Annotated in this window: 24 protein-coding genes and 1 pseudogene; 16 read left to right on the top strand and 9 right to left on the bottom strand. The window is 61.7% G+C overall.

Features of this window, described 5'->3' with window-relative positions; all coding sequences use genetic code 11:
* Positions 1–6: 6 nt before the first annotated feature.
* Entirely contained in the window at positions 7–1,398 is a 1,392-nt protein-coding gene (locus tag C493_RS17975) for an SLC13 family permease (RefSeq protein WP_007260915.1), read from the top strand.
* Between the two features lie 132 nt (positions 1,399–1,530).
* Here C493_RS17975 and C493_RS17970 read toward each other — a convergent pair whose 3' ends face one another.
* From C493_RS17970 to C493_RS17960, 3 genes are all read right to left on the bottom strand, one after another.
* On the bottom strand, positions 1,531–2,862 hold the full coding sequence (locus C493_RS17970) for a CoA-binding protein (RefSeq protein ID WP_007260914.1): 1,332 nt from the start codon (positions 2,860–2,862) through the stop codon (positions 1,531–1,533).
* Positions 2,863–2,954: 92 nt separating this feature from the next.
* Positions 2,955–3,500 (bottom strand): hypothetical protein, encoded by a 546-nt coding sequence (locus C493_RS17965; RefSeq protein ID WP_007260913.1) that lies wholly within the window; start codon positions 3,498–3,500, stop codon positions 2,955–2,957.
* A gap of 893 nt (positions 3,501–4,393) precedes the next feature.
* A complete protein-coding gene (locus C493_RS17960; protein ID WP_007260912.1) occupies positions 4,394–5,164 on the bottom strand; it encodes an IclR family transcriptional regulator in 771 nt (256 codons plus the stop codon).
* A gap of 254 nt (positions 5,165–5,418) precedes the next feature.
* Between C493_RS17960 and C493_RS17955 the strand changes: the two genes are divergently transcribed.
* A complete protein-coding gene (locus tag C493_RS17955; protein ID WP_007260911.1) occupies positions 5,419–7,122 on the top strand; it encodes a 2-oxo acid dehydrogenase subunit E2 in 1,704 nt (567 codons plus the stop codon).
* Positions 7,122–8,564: a dihydrolipoyl dehydrogenase gene (gene lpdA, locus C493_RS17950; RefSeq protein ID WP_007260910.1), complete on the top strand. Its 1,443-nt coding sequence runs from the start codon at positions 7,122–7,124 to the stop codon at positions 8,562–8,564. The genes C493_RS17955 and lpdA overlap by 1 nt, the downstream gene beginning before the upstream one ends.
* A gap of 532 nt (positions 8,565–9,096) precedes the next feature.
* On the opposite strand, the gene C493_RS17945 is transcribed toward lpdA, so the two are convergent.
* Both C493_RS17945 and pdhA read right to left on the bottom strand, forming a co-directional pair.
* A complete protein-coding gene (locus C493_RS17945) occupies positions 9,097–10,071 on the bottom strand; it encodes an alpha-ketoacid dehydrogenase subunit beta (protein ID WP_007260909.1) in 975 nt (324 codons plus the stop codon).
* Position 10,072: 1 nt separating this feature from the next.
* Positions 10,073–11,230: a pyruvate dehydrogenase (acetyl-transferring) E1 component subunit alpha gene (gene pdhA / locus C493_RS17940; RefSeq protein ID WP_049889463.1), complete on the bottom strand. Its 1,158-nt coding sequence runs from the start codon at positions 11,228–11,230 to the stop codon at positions 10,073–10,075.
* Between the two features lie 305 nt (positions 11,231–11,535).
* Between pdhA and C493_RS24250 the strand changes: the two are divergent.
* The 8 genes and pseudogenes from C493_RS24250 to C493_RS17905 all read left to right on the top strand — a co-directional run.
* Positions 11,536–11,604 (top strand): annotated as a pseudogene (locus C493_RS24250) (twin-arginine translocation signal domain-containing protein); the annotation flags it as partial.
* A 102-nt stretch (positions 11,605–11,706) separates the two neighbouring features.
* Positions 11,707–12,651 (top strand): ABC transporter substrate-binding protein, encoded by a 945-nt coding sequence (locus tag C493_RS17935; RefSeq protein WP_241430916.1) that lies wholly within the window; start codon positions 11,707–11,709, stop codon positions 12,649–12,651.
* Positions 12,652–12,715: 64 nt separating this feature from the next.
* Complete coding sequence (locus C493_RS17930; RefSeq protein ID WP_007260906.1) at positions 12,716–13,501, top strand: ABC transporter ATP-binding protein; 786 nt, start codon at positions 12,716–12,718, stop codon at positions 13,499–13,501.
* A gap of 4 nt (positions 13,502–13,505) precedes the next feature.
* Positions 13,506–14,306, top strand: coding sequence for an ABC transporter permease (locus C493_RS17925; protein WP_007260905.1), 801 nt, complete (start codon positions 13,506–13,508; stop codon positions 14,304–14,306).
* Complete coding sequence (locus tag C493_RS17920; RefSeq protein WP_007260904.1) at positions 14,297–15,085, top strand: ABC transporter permease; 789 nt, start codon at positions 14,297–14,299, stop codon at positions 15,083–15,085. The genes C493_RS17925 and C493_RS17920 overlap by 10 nt, the downstream gene beginning before the upstream one ends.
* 120 nt (positions 15,086–15,205) lie before the next feature.
* Positions 15,206–16,177 carry a malate dehydrogenase gene (locus C493_RS17915; RefSeq protein WP_007260903.1) on the top strand — a complete coding sequence of 324 codons (972 nt, stop codon included), beginning with the start codon at positions 15,206–15,208 and terminating at the stop codon, positions 16,175–16,177.
* Positions 16,178–16,276: 99 nt separating this feature from the next.
* A complete protein-coding gene (locus C493_RS17910) occupies positions 16,277–17,365 on the top strand; it encodes an amidohydrolase family protein (protein ID WP_007260902.1) in 1,089 nt (362 codons plus the stop codon).
* Complete coding sequence (locus C493_RS17905) at positions 17,362–17,739, top strand: Rieske (2Fe-2S) protein (protein WP_007260901.1); 378 nt, start codon at positions 17,362–17,364, stop codon at positions 17,737–17,739. Before C493_RS17910 ends, C493_RS17905 begins: the two co-directional genes overlap by 4 nt.
* 180 nt (positions 17,740–17,919) lie before the next feature.
* On the opposite strand, the gene C493_RS17900 is transcribed toward C493_RS17905, so the two are convergent.
* A complete protein-coding gene (locus C493_RS17900; RefSeq protein WP_007260900.1) occupies positions 17,920–18,417 on the bottom strand; it encodes a DUF3237 domain-containing protein in 498 nt (165 codons plus the stop codon).
* A gap of 100 nt (positions 18,418–18,517) precedes the next feature.
* Complete coding sequence (locus C493_RS17895; protein ID WP_007260899.1) at positions 18,518–19,489, bottom strand: aminopeptidase; 972 nt, start codon at positions 19,487–19,489, stop codon at positions 18,518–18,520.
* 259 nt (positions 19,490–19,748) lie between these two features.
* On the opposite strand from C493_RS17895, the gene C493_RS17890 reads away from it, so the two are divergent.
* From C493_RS17890 to C493_RS17875, 4 genes are all read left to right on the top strand, one after another.
* A complete protein-coding gene (locus tag C493_RS17890; RefSeq protein WP_007260898.1) occupies positions 19,749–20,726 on the top strand; it encodes a Bug family tripartite tricarboxylate transporter substrate binding protein in 978 nt (325 codons plus the stop codon).
* A gap of 9 nt (positions 20,727–20,735) precedes the next feature.
* On the top strand, positions 20,736–21,365 hold the full coding sequence (locus C493_RS17885) for a tripartite tricarboxylate transporter TctB family protein (RefSeq protein ID WP_083912439.1): 630 nt from the start codon (positions 20,736–20,738) through the stop codon (positions 21,363–21,365).
* Entirely contained in the window at positions 21,366–22,871 is a 1,506-nt protein-coding gene (locus tag C493_RS17880; protein ID WP_007260896.1) for a tripartite tricarboxylate transporter permease, read from the top strand.
* Between the two features lie 81 nt (positions 22,872–22,952).
* Positions 22,953–24,041 carry a mandelate racemase/muconate lactonizing enzyme family protein gene (locus tag C493_RS17875; RefSeq protein WP_152421197.1) on the top strand — a complete coding sequence of 363 codons (1,089 nt, stop codon included), beginning with the start codon at positions 22,953–22,955 and terminating at the stop codon, positions 24,039–24,041.
* Between the two features lie 100 nt (positions 24,042–24,141).
* On the opposite strand, the gene C493_RS17870 is transcribed toward C493_RS17875, so the two are convergent.
* Positions 24,142–24,669: a VOC family protein gene (locus C493_RS17870; RefSeq protein ID WP_007260894.1), complete on the bottom strand. Its 528-nt coding sequence runs from the start codon at positions 24,667–24,669 to the stop codon at positions 24,142–24,144.
* 209 nt (positions 24,670–24,878) lie between these two features.
* Between C493_RS17870 and C493_RS17865 the strand changes: the two genes are divergently transcribed.
* The gene (locus tag C493_RS17865) at positions 24,879–25,301 is read left to right on the top strand and encodes a universal stress protein (RefSeq protein WP_007260893.1); all 423 of its coding nucleotides are present in this window, start codon (positions 24,879–24,881) and stop codon (positions 25,299–25,301) included.
* A 762-nt stretch (positions 25,302–26,063) separates the two neighbouring features.
* On the opposite strand, the gene C493_RS17860 is transcribed toward C493_RS17865, so the two are convergent.
* Entirely contained in the window at positions 26,064–26,597 is a 534-nt protein-coding gene (locus C493_RS17860) for a hypothetical protein (protein ID WP_049889481.1), read from the bottom strand.
* Positions 26,598–26,600 lie beyond the last annotated feature (3 nt).

Raw genomic sequence — 26,600 nt, 5'->3', positions numbered from 1 at the left:
TCGTAGATGAACCATCGGTCGGTGATCGAGTCCGTTCGAGCCCCGCCGGTCGCGTTCGCCCTCGCGATAGCGGTCGCTGCGACGACGTGGTTCGCACTCTCCGGTACTGGTGACGCCGCGTGGATGCTCTCGATCACGATCTTCTGTATCGCGCTGTGGATTCTAACGCCGGTTCCCCCGGCCTACACGGGGCTGATCGGAATCGGACTCATCGCCGTTACGTTCTCGACCGAACTGGCGCTGACCGGCTTTCAGAAGCCGGCGACGTGGCTCATCGGATTCGGCCTCCTGATGGGCGAAGCGACCCGCCGAAGCGGGCTCGCCAACTGGGCCGGAAGCAAGATCACCGCACGGACGGTCTCCGAGTCGGCCAGCGTTCAACCGGTTCGGACGTATCGACGCCTCCTCGTCGCCCTGTCGATCGGCGCCCACGCGCTGGCGCTTTTGATCCCCTCGGCGCTCGTTCGCATCCTCATCATCGCACCGATCCTCAAGGAGACAGGAGACCTCTTCGACGACCGCGCGGCCCGCGTCGGTCTCTTTCTCGGTCCCGCGTTCGCGACGTTTTACGGCTCTTCGGGGATTCTCACCGCCGACCTTCCGAACATCATGATCACCGGATTCGGCGGCTCGATCGCCGGACACCACGTCTCCTGGACCGAGTGGCTGTTCCACATGTACCCCATCATGGGACTCACTCGCGTCCTGATGGTCTGTGCGATCGTCTACTTCCTGTTCCGTCCGGATCCGTCCTCGAGCGTCGACCTCCCGACGCAGACCGGCGGACCGACGCGGACCGAGCGGCGGATGCTCGCGTTTTTGCTGGTCGGCGCCGCGATCTGGGCGACCGACTTCGTCCACGGGTTCCACCCCGTCGTCGGCGCGGTCGCCGTCGTCGTACTCGCCTTCCTCCCGAACATCGGCGTCACCGATTTCGAGAGCGTCGGCGAGACCGACTTCTCGATCATCTTTTTCATCGCCGCGGTCTTCGCGATCGGCGACGGACTGGCTCACACCGGCTTCACGGAGGATGCGGCGGAGCATCTGCTCGCGCTGGTTCCGACCGACGCGTCGCTCATGGTCGTCCTCGCGGTCGTCTTCGCCATCACGTTCCTGCTGGCGTTCCTGATGGAAGGGCTCGCGGTCGCGAGCGTGCTTACGCCGATTCTCATTCCGTACGCGGAAGCCGCCGGCTTGCCGCTGACGCCCGTGTTGATGTCCGAAGCGATGGCGCTGAGCGCGTACTTCTTCCCCTACCAGTCCGCCGTCCTCATCGTTATCCTGGCCGAAGGGACCGCCGACACCGGCGAGGTCATCCGAACGACGGTCGCGTGCTCGGTCGCGACCATCTGCCTGCTGATCCCGCTCCAGCTAGCGTTTTTCACGTTCCTCTACTGATATCGGTGAGCAGTTCCGATCGAGCAATGAATTTCACTACTTCTCCAAAAGCTGCTAGTTCCAAAAGAACTCGTTTTCGTCGAGCGAACGGTACGACGGGAACCGGGAGCGGAAACCGACGCTCCGGCGGACTTACTCGTCGGCGACCGAATCGATCAGTGCGCCGACCGCGTGTGCGCCGCGCTCGGGCGCCTGGAAGGTCGGAATGCCGGCGGCTTCCATCTGCAGTCGCTCTTCCTCGAAGCTGTCCGGTCCGGCGACCGTAAACAGGATCGGCTTGTCGACTTCCTCGGCGAGCGTCTCGAGTTCCTCGACCGGGTAGCCGAGCGAGTCCTCGTAGATCTCGTAGACGACGACGATGTCGATATTCTCGTCGCGGGCGACGGCGTCGACGACCTGACCGAACTCGGGGAGCGGCCGGCCGGTGTCGACCGGGTTCTCCGTGTACGTGATATCCTGCAGGACGCCGTCGACGCGCTCCTGGGTTTCGTCCTCGAGGTCGGGGAACTCGGCGCCGCGCTTATCGAGTTCGTCGGCGATGATGATGCCGGGGCCGGCCTGAGCCGTGACGACGCCGACGTTGTTTCCGTCGGGTGTCGGCGTGTCCGCGATCGCGCGGGCCGAATCGATGAGTTCGGTCACCGAGTCGACGAAGACGACGCCTTCGCCGGCGAGTGCGTCCTCGTAGGTCGCGCGGTCCTGAATCGGCGCGCCGGTGTGCGATTCGAGGAACTCGCTCAGGTTCTCGCTGCCGGCTTTGTAGGCGACGATCGGCGTCTCGGCCTCCCGGCAGACTGCCAGGGTGTTCTCGATGTCGTCCGTCCCCTCGATGTGGATCGCGATGGCTTCGGTCTGCGGGTCGTCGTCGAGCAGCGGGATGAGTTCGGCGAAGTCGGTGTTGGCTCGGTTTCCGAGTCCGAACATCGCCGACACGCCGTACTCTTCGCGATCGAACTGGAACGCGGAGGTGATGCCGACGCCGCCGCTCTGGGCGACGAGGGCGACGTTCCCCGTCTCGACCTCGCGGATCTGGGGGACGAACGAGCCGTAGAGGTCGCTGTCGGGAATGCAGTAGCCCGCCGTGTTCGGCCCGAGGATCGTCATGTCGTACTCCTCGCCGATGCGGATGATCTCCTCCTCTCGCTGCTCGCCCGCCTCGTCGACCTCGGCGAAACCGCCCGCGAAGATCACCGCGGCGCCGACGCCCGCCTCGCCGCACTCTTCGAGAACTTCCGGAACGACGGGACTCGGCACGCAACAAAGCGCCAGATCCGCGTCCGTTTCGCTGACGGAGTCGACGAACTCGTAGCCGTACACCTCGCCCTCGCTCGAGGGGTTGACCGGGTAGACGTCGCCGTCGTAGGTCCGAATGTTCGTCATCGCATCGTTCCCGAGTTTGCCGGGTGTTTTCGACGCGCCGATAACAGCGATGCCGTCCGGATCGAAAAGGTCAGTTACTCCCATATCGGAGGATCGTCGAACAATGTAATATAAATTGCGAAGCGAAGATTCTATGTGCTGGAAAACGACTGAATATTAAAATATCCGTGATTCAATTACTCGTCGTGCTCGAGATACTGTCGTCCCTCTTCTGTTTCTGAAAGAATGTTATCGAAGACGGCGGCTTCAGTTTGGAATTTGTGGACGCTGTGCAGCATTGTATTGTGGAATTCTGAAATTAGATCGCCGTGTGTTTTGAAGAATTCGTGGACCCAGCGTTCCATCTCGTCGTCCGTCCGAAACTGCGCGATTGCGTGCCACTGGTAATCGCTGTCCGCAGTGAAAAACATGAGCACGTGCGGATCGGTCTGCAGCGCGTCGTAGCAGTCTCGCCAGTTCTCTTCGAAGTTCGGGAAATTGAAAGCGATTCGAAACAAATAGTGGCGGAAGATTTCCCGGTTCGGGAGGATCGTCTCGCGAAAGATTTCCTGTTCGGACATCGTCCGCAGGATTTCGTTGATGCGATTGTGCGAGAGCGAGATTCCGTAGTCTTTTTCTAGAATGCGGCTCAGTTCGCGGGTCGACGAGGTTGGATTGTCCACTCTCGCTTTCAGAATGGCGATATCGCGCGGTGAAACGTCGAAGGACTCGTCGTCATCCATTGTAATCGTTCGTGTGGGATACACAGTAAAAAGTTTACCCAATATCTCACGCCGCCCCCGTCTGTGGAAATCAATCTCGTCAGCCTAACGCTCCACTGGCGCTTCGTGCGCCGCCGATTCGATTCGACCCATCGACCTATCCCATTCGTCCAAGCCAACTCCCCGTTCATAATAGACGAACGAACTGCCAATCGGCGGCTACCGGCCGGGTGCACACCCAACCCCGCTCACAAATCACTCACCCCATAACATATCTCCTATAGTACAGGTATGGCAACGTCTCTGATCCTGTCTATATTCATATTACAGTTCCCTCACTTACCCCAGTTATCTCTACAGAAAGACAGACAAATAACTGTACGTAGGTAGACTGTCACGTGATCTCGTGCTATATCCGACTTTTGTTCGAAGTAACGGTTTTCTTGCGGCAGATTCGCCGTGTTCGAATAGATGGTATACCGATCACACGACAGCTGTGCGACCGAGTGCGTACTGACGTTCCGTGGCTACTATCGACGGCGTTGGCACCGCGGCCCGCTTTCACATTCAATCGATTTCGAACTTCCGACAACTATTATATTGAATATTACACTGTAATCACAATGATATCTCAACATATCTATATCGCGTCTTTGCTCCGGCCAATTGCGACTGGTCGTTGTCGATGGATTGGGGTGTTTACACAGGTATTTGTGTAAATGACTATTTGCGTGTTAACAATTGTCACATGTGTCTGGTGTGCGAACGCGCTCTCGATATCGGTGTTTGGGTATCTAGATGGCTGTTCGCCACTGCCGAAATAACGTTCGCCCATCTGGGCGATCTGTTCTCAACTCGAGTCAGGTCATCTTTCCAACTCACCTCGTCCGACCGAATCTCCGTCGATTACCGCCTCACGAGTACGTCTGGTTGAGTTCGATGATATTCGCGGCGTGTTTCAGTTGCGGCAGAATCTCGTCTCGAATTCGGTCTTCGCTCATCCGACTGTTCGGACCCGAGACGCTGACCGCTCCCGTGATCGTCTCGTCGTTGAAGATCGGCACCGCGACACAGCGCAGTCCTCTGACGCGCTCTTCCATGTCGTAGGCGACTTCTTCCGTTCGAATCTCTTCGAGTTCGGCCTCGAGTCGATCGCGGTCGGTGATCGTTTTCTCGGTCATCTGGGGGAGACCGTGGCGCTCGATGATCGACGCTCGTCGCTCCTCGGAGAGGTGTGCGAGGATGGTCTTTCCCAGTGCGGTCGTATGGAGGTGGACAGATTGGCCGGTGTAGGAGTCGACGTTCACGGCATTGTCGCCCCGTTCGCGCAGGAGGAAGATGCCGCGTCCGCCCTCCTCGACGAGGAGATTGACGAGTTCGCCGGTTTCTTCGGCGACGGTCTCCATCTCCGGCTGTGCGACGTCGAATAGCGTCTGTTTCTGTCGCGCGAACGCGCCCAGGTCGAGCAGTCGGAGCCCCAGTTCGTACGTCTGGTCGTTTTTCACGACGTATCCCTCGCGCTCGAGGGTCTGGAGGTGGTTGTACGCGCTGCTCTTCGGTAGATCGAGGTGGGCCGCGACCTCCGTCGTCGTGGCGCCGTCGAGCGATTTTAGCGCCTCGAGAATCTCGAAGGCTGTCCGGACCGTTTTGACCCCCGCCCCTTCCGCCGCGTCTGTAGATTCCATACGCTGATCGAGGGTTCGCTAGACAATAACTGTTATTCGTCCCTTACGAACACCTGATCAGTTAATTACGCACGTCTCGCTCGTTTGAACATCGAAACTGGCGGCGTGGGCGGCTCTCGGGCGCGATACCCGTCGTATCGCTCCCGTTAGCCACGATCGGACCTGTCGACGACGAACTGTCCGGGACCGAGCGGGTGACTGCGGGGACTGACCGAAGAGCGTATACTGCTCTGTGTGAGTGTCTCTAGTACACGATGAGAACGGAGTTTGAACTACCGGACGTCGGCGAAGGCGTGGCCGAAGGCGAACTCGTCGCCTGGCACGTCGACGTCGGCGAGACAGTCGAAGAGGATCAGGTGCTGGCCGAGGTCGAGACGGACAAAGCCCTCGTCGAGATTCCGTCGCCCCACGACGGCGAAATCGCGGAACTGCGGGCCGAAGAAGGCGAACTCGTCCCGGTCGGGGACGTTCTCGTCGTCTTCGAGGTCGACGACGACTCGGGCGCCGAGCCGGCCGAGTCGACCGCGCCGGACGACGCGGGAACGGAAGCCGACGACGAGCCAGAGACGGCACCGACGCCGGACGATGCGATCGGAAGCGAGACGGGTCCCGACACCGCGGGCGACGGCGCGTCCGTCCCGTCCGGCCGCGTCTTCGCGCCGCCGAGCGTCCGCCGACTCGCGCGCGAACTCGAGGTCGACGTCGCGGCCCTGCAGGCCAACGGGTCGGGCGGCCGCCTCACGGAGCGCGACGTCCGCGCGGCCGCGAACGGGGCCAGTGCCGGCGCGGGAACGACGGATTCCACGTCCGACGCCCCGACTCGGGCGAGCGCCTCGGCCGCCGGTGCGGAGTCGACCGGCGGTGGGGAACTCGAGGCCGCGGCGGCCGGCGGCGAATCGGCGACCGCGACGGCCGGCGGAGCACACTCCGCAGCGACGGACCGCGACGACGGTGCCGTACGCGTCGACCACCGCGGGAGCGCCGACCGCGATCGGACGCTGGCGATGCCGGCGACGCGTCGTCTCGCCCGCGAACGAGGCGTCTCGCTCGATGCCGTACCGGCGAGCGAGGAACGCGACGGCGAGGCGTTCGTGACGCCCGAGGACGTCCGCTCGTACGCGGCCGGCGGTCCGGCGACGGCCGAGTCGGCCGAACTGCCCACTCCGGACGACGCGGCTGGGGTCGGCGACTCGAGTACGTCGAGTGTGTCTGGCGGCGACGCGGGTGCGGGTGCGAGCGCGTCCGCAACTGACGGCCCCGTTCCCGGCGACCGCGTTCCGTACACCGGCGTCCGGCGGACGATCGGCGAGCAGATGGCGGCCTCGAAGTACACGGCGCCACACGTCAGCCACCACGACGAGGTCGAAGTCTCCGACCTGGTCGACGCGCGGTCGCGACTCAAAGAGCGCGCGGCCGAGCGAGGCGTCAAACTCACCTACATGCCGTTCGCGGTCAAGGCCGTGGTGGCGGCGCTGAAGGAGGTGCCACAGATCAACGCCGAACTCGACGAGGAAAACGAGGAGATCCTGCTCAAAGACGAGTACAACGTCGGGATCGCCGTCGCCAGCGATGCGGGGCTCATGGTGCCCGTCATCGATAACGCCGACCGGAAGGGGCTGCTCGAGCTCGCCCGCGAAATCAACGACAAGGCCGAGCGCGCGCGAAACCGGACGATCGGACTCGAGGAGATGCAGGGCGGGACGTTCACCATCACGAACGTCGGCGCGATCGGCGGCGAGTACGCCTCGCCGATCATCAACCACCCCGAGGCGGGCATTCTCGCGCTCGGGTCGATGAAGGAACGGCCGTGGGTCGACGACGGCGAGGTCGTCGCCCGGCCGACGATGCCGATCTCGATGTCGGTCGATCACCGGATCGTCGACGGCGCCGAGGCCGCACAGTTTACGAACGAGGTCAAGCGATACCTGAACAATCCTGAACTGCTACTGCTCGAATAATGGTCATGGGAGACGTGCGGACTTCGACTGACGTACTGGTAATCGGCGGCGGACCCGGCGGCTACGCGGCCGCGATCCGCGCCGCACAACACGGACTCGACGCGACGCTGGTCGAGCGGGACGCCTACGGCGGAACGTGTCTGAACTACGGTTGCATCCCCTCGAAGGCGATGATCACGGCGACGAACGTCGCCCACGAGGCTCGCCACGCCGAGGAGATGGGCGTCCACGCCGATCCGACGATCGACATGCGCGAACTCGTCGCGTGGAAAGACGGCGTCGTCGACCAGCTCACCGGCGGCGTCGAGAAGCTCTGCAAAGCGAACGGCGTCAACCTGATCGAGGGAACGGCCGCGTTCATCGACGAGGAGGCGGTTCGAATCGCCCACGGCGGCGAGGGGCAGGGCAGCGAGTCGATCGAGTTCGAGTATGCGATTATCGCGACCGGCAGCCGTCCGATCGAACTCCCCGGCTTCGACTTCGCCGACGACCCCGTCTGGTCCTCGCGCGACGCGCTCGCGGCCGACGAGCTCCCCGACGAACTGGTCGTCGTCGGCGCCGGCTACATCGGCATGGAGCTCTCGACGACGTACGCCAAAGCCGGCGCCGACGTCACAGTCGTAGAAGCCCTCGAGGACGTCCTGCCGGGCTATCCCGACGACATCTCCCGTATCGTCAGGAACCGCGCCGAGGAACTCGGCGTCGACTTCCGCTTTCGCGAGAGCGCGAGCGAGTGGCTCGCGGCCGGCGACGATGCGGACGGAGACGATGGTATCGAGCTCATCACCGAAAGTCAGGACGGCGAGGAATCGACCCTCGAGGCGGACCGCGTGCTGGTCGCGGTCGGCCGGGAGCCGGTCACCGACGGGCTCGAACTCGAGCAGATCGGCCTCGAGACCGACGACCGCGGCTTCCTCGAGACAGACGACCACGCGCGGACCGACCTCGAGCACGTCTTCGCGGTCGGCGACGTCGCGGGCGAGCCGATGCTGGCCCACAAGGCGAGCGCGGAGGGGCTCGTCGCGGCGGGCGTGGCGGCCGGCGAGCCGGCGGCGCTCGACCACCAGGCGATCCCAGCGGTCGTGTTCACGGATCCCGAAATCGGCACCGTCGGGATGGCCGAGGCCGACGCCGAGGAAGCGGGGTGTGACCCCGTCGTGGGCGAGTTCCCGCTGCGAGCCAGCGGCCGAGCGCTTTCGATGGGCGAGACGGACGGCTTCGTTCGACTCGTCGCCGACGACGAGACGGGGTTCGTCCTCGGCGGCCAAATCGTCGCCCCGGAAGCCTCGGAGCTGATCGCCGAGGTCGGACTCGCCGTCGAGATGGGCGCGACGCTCGAGGACCTCGCGGGAACGGTTCACGCTCACCCGACGCTCTCGGAGGCGGTGATGGAAGCCGCGGAGAACGCTCGGGAGGAGGCGATCCACACGTTGAATCGGTAACCGAGCGATCGGCCTCTCGAGTGAGCCTGCGGACGCTTCCGACGCGCTCGCCCGTCTGGATCCGAATCTGGATTTCCCTGTTCGATTTCAGACGCGTTACCGTCGGAGAATAGCGCCCATCACCAGCTCGCAGGCCTGCTGCTACCGTCTTGCCCGCCCACATTTGAGCCGGCATCGACGGGTCGCTCCGAGAGTCGTCGGACTCACTGAGTTGCGTGATACCGTCTGACACTGATGGACGGTCGCCTCCGCGTTACGTTTATCACCTGTTCTCAGTGGTCGACTGGGGAATGTTATACGCGGTGATCTCACCATTCAGCAGTGACCGTGAGGCCACTGCCGGAACGGGAACTGCACATCTGTGTAGCGAACCTACTTTTCGAATTCTATATGTTGGTCAAAAACAGGAGTTGCCGGTGCTTCGACCAACGAACGTTCCTCGTTGGGTACGCCGTCGATCGAACACGTCGGCGTTGCCCGTCTGACGATAGTAGACAGAAGAACACAGCGGCGGAGGCCGGAGTCTGGATCCTCAGTACGCGACGGTGTCTTTGATCGCTTCCTCGATACGTGGCGGGGGCGGGATGTAGTAGTCTTCCATCGAGAGCAGCGGGACCGGTACGTCGAAGCCGGCGACGCGCTCGATCGGTGCCTCGAGGTACATCAGGGCCTCGTCGTTGATCGTGGCGGCGATCTCGGCGCCGAAGCCGCCCGTCTTGGCGGCCTCGTGGACGACGACGCAGCGGCCGGTCTTCTTGACCGACTCCACGATGGTCTCCTTGTCGAGCGGCGAAATCGTTCGCAGGTCGATGACCTCGGCGTCGACGCCCTTGTCCGCGAGATTTTCGACCGCCTCGAGGGTCTGGTGCATCATCGCGCCCCAGGAGATGACGGTCAGGTCCTCGCCCTCCTGGCGAACCGCGGCTTCGCCGAGCGGTTCGGTGTAGGTTCCCTCGTCGATGTCCTCCCGGTAGGAGCGATAGACGTGTTTCGGCTCCATGAACAACACCGGGTCGGGGTCGCGGATGGCGCTGATGAGCATCCCCTTGGCGTCGTGGGGCGTCGAGGGGATCGCCACCTTCAGACCCGGAACGTGGCCGTAGATCGACTCGAGGCTCTCGGAGTGGTGCTCGAGCGCGCGCACGCCGGCGCCGTAGGGGGTCCGGACGACCATCGGCGCGGTGAGTTCGCCGCGGGTTCGCCAGCGGATGCGGCTGGCGTTCGTCACCAGCTGGTCGAACGCCGGCGGGAGGAAGCCGGAGAACTGGATCTCCGCGATCGGTCGGAAGCCGTGGGTCGCCAGTCCGACCGCCGAGCCGACGATCGCGATCTCCGACAGCGGCGTATCGAGCACGCGCTCGCCGCCGAACTCCTCTTTGAGCCCCTCGGTCGCGCGGAAGACGCCGCCGGACTCGGCGACGTCCTGCCCGAAGACGACCGTCTGCTCGTCGTTGCCCATCTCCTCGTGTAGCGCGTCGTTGACCGCCTGAATGATTGTCGCGTTCATGTTATCCCTTCGGCCGCGTTTCGATGTACTCGTACATGTCCGGGCGCTCTTCCAGCAACTCGCGGAACTCCTCGAGTTGGCGCTGAAGTTCCGGCGGCGTCTCCTCGTGGAGATACGAGAAGATTTCCTCGATGCCGCGCTCTTCGAACTCGTCGGCGGCGTCGACGGCGGCGGAGAACTCCTCTTCGACCTCCTCGCGGATCGCCTCTTCGTCGATGTCGTCCCAGCGACCGGTCTCCTCGAGGAAGGCCTGGTACCGCTCGAGGGGGTCGCGTTTTTCCCACTCGTCGACCTCCTCTTCGGAGCGGTACCGCGTCGGATCGTCGCTGGTCGTGTGGGCGCCGCGGCGGTAGGTGACCGCCTCGACGAGGACGGGGTTGCCCTCGAGGGCGCGCTCGCGGGCCTTCGAGACGGCGTTGTAGACCGCGAGCACGTCGTTGCCGTCGACGCGGATGCCGTCGACGCCGTAGGCGAGTGCCTTCTGGGCGACGGTGTCGGCGTTCGTCTGCTTCTCGAAGGGCAGCGAGATGGCGTACTGGTTGTTCTGGCAGAAATACACTGCCGGAGCGTCGAGTACGCCGGCGAAGTTCATCCCTTCGTGGAACGCGCCGGTCGAGGTCGCGCCGTCGCCGAGGTTGGCGAACGCGATGGATTCCTCGCCGGCCAGTTGCATTCCCCAGGCCTTGCCGGTCGCAAGCGGGATGTGCGAGCCGATCGAGATGGCCATGCCGAAGATGTTGGCGCCCTCCATCTTCGAGGCGTCCTCGATGCCGCGCCAGTACAACAGGAGGTCGCGCATCGAGAGCCCGTGCATCAAGAGCGCACCCGCCTCGCGGCCGTACGGGAAGATCCAGTCGTCCTGAGACAGCGCGAAGCCGCTGCCGATAATCGCCGCTTCCTGGCCGCGCCCGGAGGCGACGGTGCCGAGTCGGCCCCGTCGCTGGAGTTTCGTCGCGCGGTTGTCGTAGACGCGCTGGAGCAGCATCCAGCGATAGAGATCGCGGAGCGCTTCGTCGTCGACGTCCGGAACCCGATCCGCGTCGAACGAGCCGTCGGGTCGGACGACCTGGTAGGTTTCGATCTCCACGTCCCCTTGGGAAATCGGGTCGACACCGACGTCTACCGATGGGGGGGAGATGGACTGCGGACTGTTATCCATTGTACGATGTAACATCTCCTAACGTTCGATATACGAGTTCTTCAACCGGAGATTATTACCTATACTTCTCCGACACTGTTCCGGCGGTTATTGAGGGCGAGGGCGCGCGCGAACGCGGTCGCGCGTTCGTCAATTGGAATTACCGATATGAATCACCGATAGTTCCCTCACCTGTTGTTGGGTCGATACACCCGTTCCGTTCGCCCGACCCGACGTCCTCCGGCAGGACTATATTGCACACAGATGCTGTATAGCACCTTATACTATGCGCAACTCTTTTACCAGTGTAGCATAATTGGAGGCATATGCTATCTGGTGACAGGAGAACATTCCTCAAGACCAGTACAGTCGCAGCAACCGCGGGCTTGACTGGACTGGCGGGGNATTGGAGGCATATGCTATCTGGTGACAGGAGAACATTCCTCAAGACCAGTACAGTCGCAGCAACCGCGGGCTTGACTGGACTGGCGGGGTGTATGGGGGGAACTGACGAGGATATGCTTCGATTCAACTTCGTCGTTCCCGTCGAAAATATCGGTTCGATGCTGGACATCCCCGATATTCAGGACGAGCTGGACAATCTGGGAGAGGAGTACGAAATCGAGGTTTCACAGGACGCCAGTACGCCCGATTCGATCAACGCAATCGCGGCCGGAGAGGCGGACATGGCGCTGGTGACGACGGAAAGTTACGGGAACGCAATTGCCGGCGAAGCCGTCCCGGGAGGTATGACCGCGATCGCGACGGACTTCTGGGATGCGCATCCGGATCACTTCGGCTTCGAGATTTACTCGGAACCCGACTCGGATATCACCGAACCGGAGGATCTCGAGGGGGCTGACCTGGGTGTCAACGCGACCGGGACCGGAATTCACGCGGTGTACGTGAAGATGCTCACCGAACTCGGACTCGATCCCGACGACGACGTCACCTATCAAGAGCAAGGGTTCGCGACGTTCCTCGAAGGGATGGCCGACGGTATTATCGACGTGGGGATTTTCCCCGGGCTGTACGCCGTCGAGCCGCGCAACGAGGGATACACCGAGGTCTTCTCGAGCCAGGACGCGTTCGAGGAGGAGTATCCGTTCGCATACGTGGTCGCCGGCAACGACGCGCTCGACGACAAAGAAGCCGCCATTGAGGCGTGGATGGAAGACTACGTCGGCGTCATCGATTACATCTACAACAACACCGACGAGGTTTCGGAACTCGCCGCCGATCACTTCGAACTCGACGAGGGCGTCGTCAACGAGTTCCTGACGGAACACGACTTCTACCGCGACTTCGGTATCGACACCGCCGCCATGCAGGAAATCATGGACGAACTCGACGAACTTGGCCTCATCGACGACAGCTTCGACGTCGACGAGTACGCGACCAACGAGTATATCGAACCTCACCTGGATCAGCTCGATATCTAGTCGTGGCCAATGTTACCGCCCCGCACAAAGTACAAATACACACTTCCCATAGTATCTGATCAAAATGGTTGAAGGCCACGTTACGATCTCGAATCTCGAGAAGGTCTACGAGTCGGGCGGCGAACGAACGAAAGCGATCGACGATCTCTCGCTCGAGGTCCCGAGCGGCGAGTTCCTCAGCGTCGTCGGACCCAGCGGCTGCGGGAAGAGTACGCTGCTGTACCTGATCGCCGGGTTCCTCGACGAATCGGCGGGAACGATCGCCGTCGATGACGTTCCGATCGACGGCCCGGGGACGGACCGCGGGGTCGTCTTCCAGGATTACGCCCTGTTCCCCTGGCGGACGGTGATGGGCAACGTCACGTACGGTCTCGAGCAGAAAGGCGTCGACAAGAAAGAGCGCCAGGACACCGCCCAGAAGTTCATCAACATGATGGACCTGGATGGCTTCGAGGATAAGTATCCGAAGGAACTCTCCGGGGGGATGAAACAGCGCGTCGCGCTCGCGCGGACGCTGGCCTACGATCCGAAGATCCTCCTGATGGACGAGCCCTTCGGCGCGCTCGATCAGCCGCTTCGGGAGGCGCTCCAGGATCACCTCCTCGATATCTGGCGCGACTTGGAGAAGACGGTGATCTTCATCACCCACGACGTCGAGGAGGCGGTCTACCTCTCCGAGCGCGTGATGATCATGACTCGCCACCCGGGAACGAAGAAGACGGCCGTCGAGATCGACGTCGACCGGACCCAGCCTCGAGAGGACATTATCATGTCCGACGAGTACACGGCGATGAAAAACGACGTCTGGCAGTCGCTCCGCGAGGAGACAAAACCACAGGCACAGCTCTAGGACGATGTCATACGCAGACTTTAGACTGGACGGCCTGGAAGAATCGGTCCCCGAACCGGTCCAGCGGATCGCGTGGTTCGTTTTCGAGTGGATTCCGCTCGCGATCCTCGTCGGGGTCTGGGAACTGATGAGCGGTACCGTCGTTCCGAGCGTCGTCCTCCCCTCGCCGTTCGAGGTCGGGGCTGCGGTGTGGGAACTGCTCGTGACCGGCGACGTCCTGCCACACCTGCAGATTTCGCTGTACCGCGTCGGCGTCGGACTCGCGTTGAGCATCGTCGTCGGCGTCCTCTTGGGCGTCGGCATGGCTCGATCGCAGCCGGTCGAGAACGTCTTCGAGGTGTTCCTGGCGCTGATCTACCCGATTCCGAAGGCTGCGCTGGTGCCGCTTGCCATCCTGTGGCTCGGCGTCGGGACGGAGACGGCGATCCTGATCGTCTTCCTCGCCTGCCTGCTCCCGATCGTGTTGAACAGCTACAACGCGGCCCAGGACGTCGACCAGAACCTGATCTGGTCGGCGCAGATGATGGGGATGCCGTCGTGGAAGATTCCGCTCAAGGTGGTCATCCCGGCGACGTTCCCGAGCATCCTGACCGGGATCAGACAGGCGATTCCGATCGCCTTCATCGCGCTGGTGAGCGCCGAACTCATCGCGTCGAACGAGGGCGTCGGCTTCGAGATCCTGCGCTACGGTGAGGTCGGCGCGTACACGCTGATGTTCGCCGTTCTGGTGATCATCTCCGCGGCGGCGTTCTTCGCCGTCCGTGGCTACGAGTGGGCCGAACGGAGGTTGATTCGATGGACGTAGGCTCCGCGACCTTCGACCGGTCTTCCCTCGTGAGCTTCGCCAAGGGGACCGTCTCGCTGGCCGTCGTCCTCGTCCTCTGGGAAGTGGTCACGCAACTCGGTATGATTCACTACTACTTCCTCCCGCCGCTGTCGGACATCCTGTTCGCCACGGACTCCTCGTTCGTCGCGCTCACGGCCGACGGCACGTTGATCTACCACGGCTACCTCACGGTCCGCCGCGCGCTGGTCGGGCTCGTCATCGCGACTGTCCTCGGGATCGCCGTCGGCGTCCTGAGCGCACGCAGCAAGATCATGAGCTGGTTCTGGGATCCGATCATCGAGGTCGGCTACCCGGTGCCGGTGATCGCGCTCGTTCCCGTCTTCATCTTCTGGTTCGGGACCGGCGACGTGTCGAAGATTGCGCTCGTCACCCTCGGTTGCTTCTGGCCGGTGGCGATCAACGCGCGTAACGCGACCCGCGAGGTCGACGAGAACCTCATCTGGTCCGCCCGGATGATGGGGACCTCCGACCGAGAACTGCTCCGGCGGGTCGTCGTGCCGGCGGCGGCGCCCGGGATCATCTCCGGGCTCCAGATCGCGCTGCCCATCTCGCTGATCATCACGTTCGTCTTCGAGATGGTCGCCGGCGGCGGCGGCCTCGGACACATCGAGATCCAGGGCGTCCGCTCGTTCGACTCGGTGCAGGTGTACGCGAGCCTGATCGCGATCATGATCCTCGGGTTCGCACTCGACCGCGCCCTCAGGATCCTGCGCCACAGGCTCCTCGCGTGGACCTGAACTGAGCCGTCGATCGGCGCGGCTTTTCCTCCCCGTTTACGCTCGAACCGTCCGTCAGTGGGCGGATCGATGCAACCGTATAAGTGAGTGGCAGTCACACACTCGAGTAGGGATGCCACAATGCACGTAGCGATTATTGGCGGCGCGAGTACGATCGGTTCGACGGTTGCGTACACGCTGGCGTCGGCCGATCCGACGTTCGAGATCACGCTCGTCGACAAGGCCGAAGAGCCGGCGTGGGCCCACGCCGTCGACGTCACACACTCCGTCTTCCACACCGTCGACGCGCCCGTCGACGGCGAGACGGCCGGTTCCCTCGGCACCGTTCGAGCGGTCGGCGCGGACGAGATCGGCGACCTGGACCCCCAACCCGACCTCGCCGTCTTCACCGCGGCGGCTCCGCGACCCGACGACGCGACCGATACCGACGCCCGAGAGGCCGAACTCGAGGCAAATCGTGGGATCGTCGACGACGTCGCCGAACAGTTACGGTCGATCGATCCGATCCCGATACTCGTCATGACGAATCCGATCGATCGCATCACGTATCGTCTCTGGCGTCGACTCGAGTGGCCCCGGGGCCACTTCCTCGGGTATTCGCTGTCGGAGACGGCCCGGACGGCACACCGTATCGGCGAACTGCGTGACGTCGATCCCGAAACGGTGTACTGCCCCGTCATGGGTGAACACGGCAACGGGATCGTTCCGATCTTCTCGAAGCTCCGAATCGACGGCGAACCGGCGACGCTTTCGGCCGACGAACGGGCCGACGTCCGCGAGTACGTGCGCGAAATTCCGTTCGAGATCGCCAAACGCCGGGGTGCGGCGGAGACTTCTCGCTGGGTTACCAGCGCCGGCACCAGCCGACTAATTCGGACGATCGCAGATGGCGGCTCCGGCGACACTGGGACGCCGGTCTGTCTCTCGACGCCGGTCGACGGCGAGTACGGCCTCTCCGAGGGCTGTCTCAGCGTCCCGGTTACGCTGTCCGCCGACGGCGCCGACGAGATCCTCGAGTGGGACCTCGCGGACGACGAACGCGAGCGACTGGCGGCCGCTCACGAGCGAATTCGTTCGGATCTGCAACTGTAAGCTCTCGAGTGGGGCGATTCTACTCCCGCCGCATAACCTTTATCTTGTAACACGAACACTAGTGTGTGTGGCAATGCCATACAATATGGGTGAGTTAGCGTGATCGACGCCGCAGAGCACCGCATAATCGACTGCGATTGGCACTATCAGGACTCCTTCGAGGAGATCGCGGAGTACATGGACGACCCCTGGCGCACCCAGTACAAGCGAAGTAACTGGGGCGACAGCGGGGTCAAGCAGAACCTGAGTTCGTTCTTCCCGACGTCGACCGGCGACCGGCAGGCCTACGGCAAGGTCGTCCGCGAGCACTCGAACTACCCCGACGAGCCGGAGACCCCCGACCGAATCCGCGAAGGGATGGAGTATCTGGACATCGACGCGAGCCTCCAGATCTCTCATCTGGCGCTCGCGATGGGTGGCGTCCAGACCGACGACGAACGAACGCAGGCGTTCGCCAAGGGTCACATCCGGTACATGCTCGAGGAGGTACTCGATCCCGACGACGGCGTCTACGGGCTCGTTCCGCTGCCGTACAGCGACGTCGACTCCTCGCTCGAGATCCTCGAGATGGTCGAAGACGAAGAGGCGATCCGCGGCGGCTGTTTCGTCACCGCGGGAGCGAATCCGCCGCTCGGCAACCGCAAGTACGACCCGATCTACGAGCGACTCGAGGATATGGGGCTCCCGATCGTCTACCACACCGGCGGCTCCGGTCTCGACGACTACGTCCGCGCGGGCTACGAGGAGATGATCGAGACGCACACGCTCGGCTTCCTCGAGTCGAACATGTCCCAACTCGTCAGCGTCACCTGCCGGGGCGTCCCCGAGAAGTTCCCGGACCTCGACATCGTGTTCATGGAGTCGGGCGTCACCTACGTTCCCGGGCTGATCAGCCGCCTCGAGGAGGAGTACCTCAAACGGCCCGAGGAGGCGCCGCTGCTCGAGAAACGGCCCAGCGAGTACATCACCGACTACTACTTCGGCACCCAGCCCCTCGAGGTGTCGGCCAGCCCCCGACTCCTCGAACTCTGCTTCGACATGCTCGGCACCGATCGCCTCCTCTACGCGTCGGACTACCCCCACTGGGACTTCGATAGCCCATCGACGATCACCGATCTTCCGTTCCTCTCAGACGACGACCGCAAACGCATTCTTTCCGGCAACGCCGCGGAGGTGTTCGGCCTGTGAGCATCGATAACCTCGTGCTGGTCAAAGCCGCCGACGAGTTCGACGACGGCGACCACGAACTCGTCGACGTCGACGGCGTCGAGGTCGGCGTCGTCCGCGCCGACGGGGAGTTCTACGCCTTCCGCAACCAGTGTCCCCACGACGGCGGTCCGGTCTGCAAGGGCCCCGTCTCGCAGAAACTCGTCGGCGAGTTCGTCGAACCCGGAGAACGCGTCGAGAAGAAGTTCGTCGACGAGATGATCATCTCCTGTCCGTGGCACGGCTGGTCGTTCGACCTCGAAACCGGCGAGAACGTCGCCGACGACAGCATCATCCTCCCGTCCTACGATGTCGTCGTCGACGACGGCGTCGTTTACGTCGACGACGGGAACTAACGGCTCATTCTTTCGCGGCGTCTATAGTAGCCAGTGAAAGTCAATGCACACCCGATCGCAGGACAGCGTCGCGATCGGTGTGTAAATCGTTTCACTGGCTACTATAGTNTCTATAGTAGCCAGTGAAAGTCAATGCACACCCGATCGCAGGACAGCGTCGCGATCGGTGTGTAAATCGTTTCACTGGCTACTATAGTAGACTCGATACACCGCCAGCTTCACGCCCTTGGGCTGTCGAACCCCCGAGGCGACGAAGACGCTCTGGGTGAGCCACTCGAGGTCGGGATCGGCGGTCTCGAACCGCGGCGTCGACTGGAAGTACACCTCGTCCGGATCGACCGGCTCGCCGTCCCGAAGCCGCTTTTTCGTCTCCGGCGGGGCGTACCGAATGCCCTCGTTCTCGACGTAGACGCGCGAGCCGTCGTCGGTCTCGAAGGCGTACTTCGCGACTAGTTCCGTCGGTCGCTCGACGCGAAACAGCTGGTAGTCCGCACCGGCAGGGATCACGTGGCCGTCGATTCGGCCGGAAACGGTGCCGTCGACGATCGGGATGATCCGTCGCCGTCCGTCGCCGGTGTCTCCGATTTCGATCGGCTCTTCGACCTCGATCTCGAGGTCGAGTACGTGCTCGAAGCTCGGTTCAGGGACGGTATCCTGCTGGGTGGTATCTTCGACCATGCGATATCGTTGCCGTCTCGATAGATAAACGGTGGGGATCCGACGGATGGCCGCCGGCACTGTCGACGGCCGCTAGTATGCTGTTCTGGCGCCGAGGAGACTAGAGCTGTACGTCCCGGTCCTGTACGACAGTTTCACCGTCCAACTCGAGGGTGGCCGATCGAAGCGTACAATCGAAGTGAAGCGGCGTTCGGTTTTCCCCGCCCAGGTTACTGCTCGTCCCGAACCCGACGTGAACGGTTCCGTAGACGCCGTGATCGTTGATGAAGCCACCGGTAAGTTCGGTACAACGAGGGTTCAGTCCAACGGCCAGTTCGGCGACCTCCCGGACCGCCGGGTCGTCGTACCGTTGCCAGATCGCTTCGACTCGCTCGCCTTCTGCGCCGTCGATACTGACCACGCTTCCGTCGTCGATTTCCATCGTGAGTTCGTCTCGCAGTAACCCGATTCCGAGGTTCGGTATCGATCCGTCGAAGACGATCCGTCCGTTTGTTCCGTCCGGTATCGGCGTGACGTTCGCCTCTGCACAGTACGCGACCGTGAACTCACCCGGTTCGCGGACGGTACAGTTCAGTCCGTTTCCGGGCCGATCACCGAGAGCGAACGTCACGTCGGTCCCGTTTGCCGCGGTTAGCCTCGCCGTGTCCGCGTCTGCGAACCGATCGGCCATCTCCCGCACTTCCTCGCCGATTTCGTCGAAGTCGACGCGAAGTCCGTCAGCGAGCAACTCCTCGAGCGAGAGTTTCGCCATCGCGACGATTCGCGTCCCGTTCTCGAGTGCCCGCTTTGCCGCCGCCGAGTGGGCGATCGCTCTGGTCGGAACTAACACGACGACGTCGGCTTCTCTCATCGCTCCGGCGATCGCTTCGGGCGGTTCGTTTCCGTCCTCTTCTCGGGGCGCCATCAGGTGAACTGACGCTTCGGAACCGATCGTTCGGGCCGCCGCGGCGAGTCGTTCGGTGACGTCGTCGGATCGCCAATCGCCGACGATCGCGACGTGTTCGCTCGGTTCGACGTTGGCACACTGCTCGATGATGATTCTCGCGCCCTCGAGTTCCTCGGGGAGGCTCATAGCTGATGAATTATCTACGTTCGGTTAGCTCTTGTGGGTCGTCTCCACACTATCCGATTCTATGTCTTCCCGAAGAACTCACTACACGAGATCCGTTGTGGACGCTCCAGTAGCAGCGTCTGGCTAGCTCCTGTCACTGAAAAACTATCTAGTAATAGTAATATAAATATTACATACCTATTCTATAAGTGAATTATGAATTAATTGTATTGGTATAATACACAAGTTTTAATGCCTATGTCTATCATTAACATATTACATGCTCAATAGACGTAGCTATCTTGGTGCTACAGCTGGTGGTATCGGAACGGCGCTTCTTGCTGGTTGTCTCGGAGAAGACGGCGACGGTGAGTATCCGGATAGTCAACTTCGCGTCGTCATCTCGTGGGGACAGGGGGGCGGGACCGACCTCTATACGCGCGAGATCTGGCAGCACATCGCCGACAACCACGACGTCGGCGTGCAGTTCGAAAACATCGAAGGTGCGGCGGGGATGCAAGGATTGACCGACATTTATAGCGCTGACCCGGACGGTTACACGCTGGGACCGATCAACTCTCCGGACGTCGCCCAGTTTCTCATTCAGGAACCCGGATTCGGCGTCGACGACTACAGCTACATCGGCGGCTATACGCGAGACGTCTGGGTGCTGGTAGCCAATCAGGACGAGGGCTTCGACGACCTCGAGGACGTCGTAGACGCATACGACGACGGCGATATCGAGGCAATCGGCGGTCAACCGACCGGATCCCCAAGCCACATCCTCGCCGAGACGATGCAAAACGAACTGGATATCCAATGGGATAATTACATTGCATACGACGGCAGCGGCGCCGTCATCGAGGCTGTTGCCGGCGACGAAGTCCCGGTCGGCATCGTGACCGAGACGGCCGCGGAGGACGCCGAAGATCAACTCGATGTCCTCACTGCACTGCACAGCGACGGCAGCGTCGTCTTCCCCGACCTCCCGGCGTACACCGAATACGGATACGACGACGATATCGACTTCATGGGTGGATTTCTTCGTGCGTTCATCGCACCGCCAGACGTCGACGACGATCAACTCGAGGTTCTTACGGACAGTCTCGAAGAGGTGCTCGAGAGCGACGAAATGGAGGAGTGGGCCGAAGAAACGGGTAACGACGTCGAGTTTATTCCACCCGAGGAGGCGCTGTCGGTCATGGAGGAGAATCAGGAGGAAATCCCCGCAAACATCGACCTCGACGACCTGGAGTAGGTATCACCCATGTTCAGTTCACTGTCTTCTTTCGTACGAGAGCGAGCGACGCCAGAAGTAGCGCTGCTCGTCAGTATGCTCGTGGTTTCGATATACATGTTCGTCGAATCGTTCACGTTCTCCTACGAAGTCGGCCTGTTCCCTCGGTTCGCCGCGCTCGTCACAATCTGTGGTACGCTTCTGTTGTTGAGCAAAAACTACCTTCCTGAATCGGTTCGAACCGCCGTTGATGATTCGGGATCGGTGTTCGATTACGAGGAAAGCGACTTCGTCGACGTCGACGGGGTAGACGGTGACCAGCAAGCAGGTGACGAATCAACCGAGACGGAGGCGAAGACGCGGTCGAGTAGCCAACAGCACACCCAGGAGACGTCAGACCGCGATTCTAGCTCCCAGTCGTCGACGATGGAACCGGAAGCCCGTCGCATGCAGACCATCCTCGTCGGACTCCTCCTCGGCTACGGAGCCGTCGGGTACGTCGTCGGTCTCGTTCTCGCAACGCCATTGTTCGTTATCGCGTACGCGATGGCGTTTTCCATTCGGCGACGGATCGCACTGGCGTTGCTCGTCATCGCAATCGTCATCGCACTCGCGTTCAACCACATCTTGCCGGTTGATCTGACTCGAGGGGGGCTGTAAATGCTTATCGAGGGACTCAGCGGGGCACTCGATATCCTGCTGACGGGATCGACGCTCGGTTGGCTCATCGCCGGCATCCTCTTCGGTATCGTTATCGGCTCGATTCCCGGCCTGGGACCGAACCTCGGATTGGCGATCGTGTTGCCGCTGACGGTCCGTCTCGACGGTCCGGATGCGATCATCCTTCTCATAAGCATCTACAGCGGGGCGATGTACGGCGGGAGTATCGCGGCGATATTGATAAACACGCCCGGTACCGCAGCAGCGGCAGCCACGACGCTCGATGGCTACCAGATGACGCGAAAGGGGAAGGCGATGACAGCGCTGTCGGTTTCGGCGACAGCGTCTGTCATCGGCGGCGTACTGGCGACGATCACGTTGATCCTGTTGACCCCGCATCTGACAACGATCGTCCTGATGTTCGGATCACCAGAGTACTTCCTCATCGCGCTCTTCGGGATCGCGCTTATCACAGTTGTCGCACGCGGATCGCTCGTCAAAGGACTCACGGCGGGTGCGTTCGGTCTGTTGTTGTCGACGATCGGTTTTCCTATCGCCGCCGGACAGCCGAGATACACCTTCGATACGATGATGCTCTTCGACGGACTCGACTTCGTCGCCGTCCTGATCGGTATTTTCGCCATCGGCGAGATGATCAAGCTGGCCGGCGAACGAGGCGGAATCGCTCGAGGCGGTCTCGACATGGGCGGAAACGTCGCTTCCGGTGTCGTCGACGTCGTTCGCGCGCCGATAACGACGATCAAATCCGGCTTTATTGGGATGTTTATCGGCGCCATTCCCGGCTCCGGTGCGTCGATCGCGAACTTCGTCTCGTACGCGGAGACGGTTCGAAGCGGCGGTGGCGACGAAGAGTTCGGAGACGGAAACCACCGCGGCGTTATCGCGTCCGAGGCGGCGAACAACGGTACGGTCGCCGGATCGTTGATTCCGACGCTCTCGTTCGGGATTCCCGGCAGCGGTGCGACGGCGATCCTCCTCGGGGGACTCGTAATGCACGGGTTGAACCCGGGCCCGGAACTGTTCACGACGAACATCGACACCACCTACAGCATCTTCCTCGCGCTGCTGGCCGGTAACGCGATCATCCTCGCCGTCGGTCTCCTCTTCATCACAAAGACCTCCTACATCACGCAGGTGAACTCGAACTACCTCATTCCGCTCGTCGTCGTCTTCTCGACGCTCGGTGCCCTCGGCCTTCGCGGAAGTTGGCTCGACGTCTTTACCGTCTTGCTGTTCGGCGTGTTCGGGTTCTTCCTGATGCGGTACAACTACTCGATTATCGCGTTCGTCCTGGGCATTATTCTGGGACCGATCGCCGAGGAGAACCTCGTTCGGTCGCTCCAACTGTCCGACGGATCGCTGCTGATCTTCGTCAACGAACCGATCCCGCTGATCCTCACGTCGCTGACCGTTCTGCTCGTCGGTCTGCCGCTGTTGAAGGCGCTTACCAACACGTTGCGTAAGTACGGTGCTATGGATTCCTGATCTTCTCTTTCAAGGCCGCTCGTTCGTTCGATAGGTACTTATTTGACGCTCCGAACGCTTGATACCGACGAGAGCTTCTGCATGGAAATCACACGCGTACACTCGACGACATACACCGTTCCGGTAGACCTTCCCGGATCGGACGAACTGGACGATACGATCGTCTTCGTCACCGTCGAAACCGACGAGGGCATCTCCGGATACGGTGAAACCGGTTACCTCTATCCAGAGGCAACCGCTTCGTTCATCAACGAGCAGATCGCGCCCGAGATACGCGGGCGAAACCCCCTCGAGACGGAACGCATCTGGGATCATCTTTACCGAGAACTCAACCCGCGAGCACAGACGGGAACCTGGAGTACCGCCGTCAGTGCCGTCGATATCGCACTCTGGGATATCAAAGGGAAACACTACGACCAGCCCGTTTGGCGCCTTCTCGGCGGCGCATCTGAGACGATTCCGGTCTACCATACGATCGGCCGAGCGATCCGAGACGAGCAACAACTTGCCGACCTCGCGAGCGACCTCGTTTCCGACGGTGCCACTCGAGTCAAAGTCGTCGTCGGAAAGGGCGAGTGGGCGACGCCGCGCATCGACGCGGCGCGGGTAACCGCCGTTCGGGATGCGGTCGGCGACGAAATCGGACTCTCGATGGACGCGAACTACCTGTACTCGGTCGACGAGGCACTCGAGCTGTGCAACCGACTCGAGTCGGTTTCGATCGACTGGTTCGAGGAGCCGGTGTACGGAAACGACGCGTCGCTGCTGGCGGATCTCCGGCGACGGACGCAGGTTCCGATCGGGGCGGGGCAAAACGAAGGACACCGCTTTCGCCACCGGGAACTGATCGAAAACGATGCCGTCGACGTCAGTATGCCGAACGTGTGTTTCACCGGCGGCTTCACCGAAGCAACGAAGGTCGCCGGAATGGCCGCCGCGTTCAACCGTCGCCTCGTCCACGGCGGCGGGTGGCCGTACCAGAATATGCACCTCTATGCAGGGCTCGCGGCGGGTCAACTGGTCGAATTCCACGACATCGTCTGGGAGGTTGCCAACAAAATCTACGAGTCGCCGCCACAGCCGTCCGACGGGTCGATCACGCTTCCGGAGGAACCCGGATTGGGCCTCGTTCCAGACTGGGACGAGTTACGGCCGTACGAGGACGAGTAGATCATCGGACTCACGCGGCTTTCGACCGTTCTTAGCCGACAATCGAATCCACCACGGGGCTTCCTTTCTGTGTGCTTTTTCCATCGCAATCGATACCTGCTCAACTGGTTTCGTCGGCCGGTTGAACCCCCCATTCGCCGTAGATATCTCCCCGAGGCGACCCGGATTCCGGCGGCGCGACGTCATCGCGCTCGATCAGGTTCGGAACCGTTTCCGTGTCGAGTTCGTCTACGTTCGGGTAGTTCACCTCAATCATATTTCCGGCCGGATCGCGCACGTACATCTGTACCGTTCCGCTCGGCAGATAGTAGACCGGTGGTGCACCGTCGGTGTAGTCACCGCTGACGTACTGCTCGAGCACTTCGAACGTTGCCGTTTCGTGTGCTCGAATTGCCGTGTATACGGACTCGAGGTCGTCTACGTGGACCGCGAAGTGATGAAAGTTCGGCACCGTCGCGTCGGTTTCGACGACGTGTAACTGAAGTCCCCCGCAGTTCACCCACTGAATCGGTAGATCCCAGTTTGGGGTCGGGATTTTCTCCATTCCGAAGACGTTCTCGTAGAAGTCGATGGACTCGTCCAGATCGTCGGCGGTGATCGTAACGTGTGTATATTGTGCAGTAACCATGGTCAATACTACCAATGGACGTTCTCGAGGTTAAGCATTCCGACTATCAGACATTTATAATTCGAAACGATATTCGGCCGAACGGAATCGAGCTTGTCTATCCGACTGTTTTGTGACCCTCCGATCCGCTCGCGTAGTATTCTTCCAGAACTTCCAGCACCTTACAGTACGGTTGAACTTTTAGTAGTGGGTGACCGTATACCACACGTATGGCAATCCTGTGTGCAGTCGACGACGACGAGTTCAGTGAACCGGTCGTGAGCACGGCCAGCGACCTGGCCGACGCGTTCGACGACGACCTCGTCGTCTTACACGTGATGACCGAAGACCAGTTCGAAACGCGCTCTAGCAGTCAACCGGAGTACTACGTCGACGAAGGCGCGAACGATGCCGCGAACACGGCCGAAACGATCGCGAAGCGAACGCTCGAGGAGACGAGCCGCGTCGTCGCCAAAGGCCGAGTCGGTGCTCCGGCGGAGGAGATCAGCGAGGCGGCAAACCGGAGCGATCCACGATTTCTCGTTCTCGGCGGTCGCAAACGATCGCCGGTCGGAAAGGCGCTCTTCGGCAGTATCACGCAGTCGGTGCTGCTCGAGGTCGACGCGCCGACGGTGACCGTCATGCACGATTGAACCGCCGGGGCGTCTCGAGGGAGCCCGTCTAGCCGAGCCGAGAACACTTTTCGTGGGGATCCGTACCGCTGGCGTCCGCTCGGCGCCACCGGCGCTCGAGTCGCCGTGATCAAGTTTTCTCGCCCGGCTATGGTGTGGCGTCGTGAGCACCAAAAACGAATATAAACTACAACTTCGTTTCCAGTATTCACATTTCCTATAATTCAACCAAAGCCTCGAGTGAACGGTTCACAACGCGTTCGCAATAGTTCTGCGTTCGATCCTGAACGAAATCTGGAGTATTCTCCGCTTACTGCGGACCGAGATCGTGCGTCCGTTTATCATCCGGCGAAATTATCTAATCCGCGCTCGTTCCTCGTGGGGTGAATCACGCTGTATTGCGTGCAAAATATTACCAAAACCCGAACGTAATAGAACGAATAAACAAATAGTGGGTTCTTCGGCCTTTCGGTGGATCGCCTGCTACGAAACTGTTTTCCGATGGGCATGAGAGAAGTGCCTTACGCGACGGGTTCGAGTCGGACGCCGGTCGCATCCTGTCGCCCGTTCCCTACGGCCTCCGATGCCATCGATAGCGTGACCGCGTTTCAGCCGCTGTCGTCGTCGGGACGGTCAACGACGGAGCGCCGACCATACTACCGTGTTCGTTACAGGTAGCCGAAATTACGACGACGGACGGTCCGTTGTCGACCACCGAAACGATTCAACCGGAACTGCGCTCGTCCGGCCAGCGAGCCACTACGGACGGAGAGCCCAAGCGGCTCACGCGACCGATCGGTCCCTTCTCGACCAGTAGCGCCACTTCCGACGAATCTTGTACCGCTGAAGCACCGCGAGCTTGAATCGTGGGTGGTCAGCGAGGTCCCACGGCTCACACTCGAGGCGATCCATAACCCCCTGCATGAGCGTCGCGAGCTCGTCTTTCCGCTCGTCCGGGATCGACGAGACGTCGACGAGGCAGACGTTAGCCGTCGCTCGCTCGCGTCCGTCCGCCCGCGTCGCGAGCGAGAGCGCCGCGCGGGCGATCGGATCGGCGGTGACGGGAACGACCGTGAGCTCGGTCTCGAGCGGTTCGGTGATCGTCACTCGGGTGCCGTCGCCGTCGCTGCCGTAGAGAACCCGTTCGGTCCCCGAGGGGGGCTGTTCGTCGACGTCGAAGGCGAAGTCGTACTCCTCGAGCGCGGCGGTGAGCGCCTCGAGAAACGCTGTCTGCGAACAGCCACAGAACGTCCGCCAGCGGTCGCCGACGAGCAGGGTATCGACGAGACGACCGGCGGGTGTACGCGATGAACTCACCGC

It is taken from the genome of Natronolimnohabitans innermongolicus JCM 12255 (assembly GCF_000337215.1).
GTDB lineage: Archaea > Halobacteriota > Halobacteria > Halobacteriales > Natrialbaceae > Natronolimnohabitans > Natronolimnohabitans innermongolicus.
This window is presented reverse-complemented; position numbering and strand designations above follow the sequence as displayed.

What these genes read in the sequence shown, in the direction of transcription:
- C493_RS17975 (WP_007260915.1), top strand. Translation starts at nt 7, where the DNA reads ATGAACCATCGGTCGGTGATCGAGTCCGTTCGAGCCCCGCCGGTCGCG.
- C493_RS17970 (WP_007260914.1), bottom strand. Translation starts at nt 2,862, where the DNA reads ATGGGAGTAACTGACCTTTTCGATCCGGACGGCATCGCTGTTATCGGC.
- C493_RS17965 (WP_007260913.1), bottom strand. Translation starts at nt 3,500, where the DNA reads ATGGATGACGACGAGTCCTTCGACGTTTCACCGCGCGATATCGCCATT.
- C493_RS17960 (WP_007260912.1), bottom strand. Translation starts at nt 5,164, where the DNA reads ATGGAATCTACAGACGCGGCGGAAGGGGCGGGGGTCAAAACGGTCCGG.
- C493_RS17955 (WP_007260911.1), top strand. Translation starts at nt 5,419, where the DNA reads ATGAGAACGGAGTTTGAACTACCGGACGTCGGCGAAGGCGTGGCCGAA.
- lpdA (WP_007260910.1), top strand. Translation starts at nt 7,122, where the DNA reads ATGGTCATGGGAGACGTGCGGACTTCGACTGACGTACTGGTAATCGGC.
- C493_RS17945 (WP_007260909.1), bottom strand. Translation starts at nt 10,071, where the DNA reads ATGAACGCGACAATCATTCAGGCGGTCAACGACGCGCTACACGAGGAG.
- pdhA (WP_049889463.1), bottom strand. Translation starts at nt 11,230, where the DNA reads ATGGATAACAGTCCGCAGTCCATCTCCCCCCCATCGGTAGACGTCGGT.
- C493_RS17935 (WP_241430916.1), top strand. Translation starts at nt 11,707, where the DNA reads ATGGGGGGAACTGACGAGGATATGCTTCGATTCAACTTCGTCGTTCCC.
- C493_RS17930 (WP_007260906.1), top strand. Translation starts at nt 12,716, where the DNA reads ATGGTTGAAGGCCACGTTACGATCTCGAATCTCGAGAAGGTCTACGAG.
- C493_RS17925 (WP_007260905.1), top strand. Translation starts at nt 13,506, where the DNA reads ATGTCATACGCAGACTTTAGACTGGACGGCCTGGAAGAATCGGTCCCC.
- C493_RS17920 (WP_007260904.1), top strand. Translation starts at nt 14,297, where the DNA reads ATGGACGTAGGCTCCGCGACCTTCGACCGGTCTTCCCTCGTGAGCTTC.
- C493_RS17915 (WP_007260903.1), top strand. Translation starts at nt 15,206, where the DNA reads ATGCACGTAGCGATTATTGGCGGCGCGAGTACGATCGGTTCGACGGTT.
- C493_RS17900 (WP_007260900.1), bottom strand. Translation starts at nt 18,417, where the DNA reads ATGGTCGAAGATACCACCCAGCAGGATACCGTCCCTGAACCGAGCTTC.
- C493_RS17895 (WP_007260899.1), bottom strand. Translation starts at nt 19,489, where the DNA reads ATGAGCCTCCCCGAGGAACTCGAGGGCGCGAGAATCATCATCGAGCAG.
- C493_RS17890 (WP_007260898.1), top strand. Translation starts at nt 19,749, where the DNA reads ATGCTCAATAGACGTAGCTATCTTGGTGCTACAGCTGGTGGTATCGGA.
- C493_RS17885 (WP_083912439.1), top strand. Translation starts at nt 20,736, where the DNA reads ATGTTCAGTTCACTGTCTTCTTTCGTACGAGAGCGAGCGACGCCAGAA.
- C493_RS17880 (WP_007260896.1), top strand. Translation starts at nt 21,366, where the DNA reads ATGCTTATCGAGGGACTCAGCGGGGCACTCGATATCCTGCTGACGGGA.
- C493_RS17875 (WP_152421197.1), top strand. Translation starts at nt 22,953, where the DNA reads ATGGAAATCACACGCGTACACTCGACGACATACACCGTTCCGGTAGAC.
- C493_RS17870 (WP_007260894.1), bottom strand. Translation starts at nt 24,669, where the DNA reads ATGGTTACTGCACAATATACACACGTTACGATCACCGCCGACGATCTG.
- C493_RS17865 (WP_007260893.1), top strand. Translation starts at nt 24,879, where the DNA reads ATGGCAATCCTGTGTGCAGTCGACGACGACGAGTTCAGTGAACCGGTC.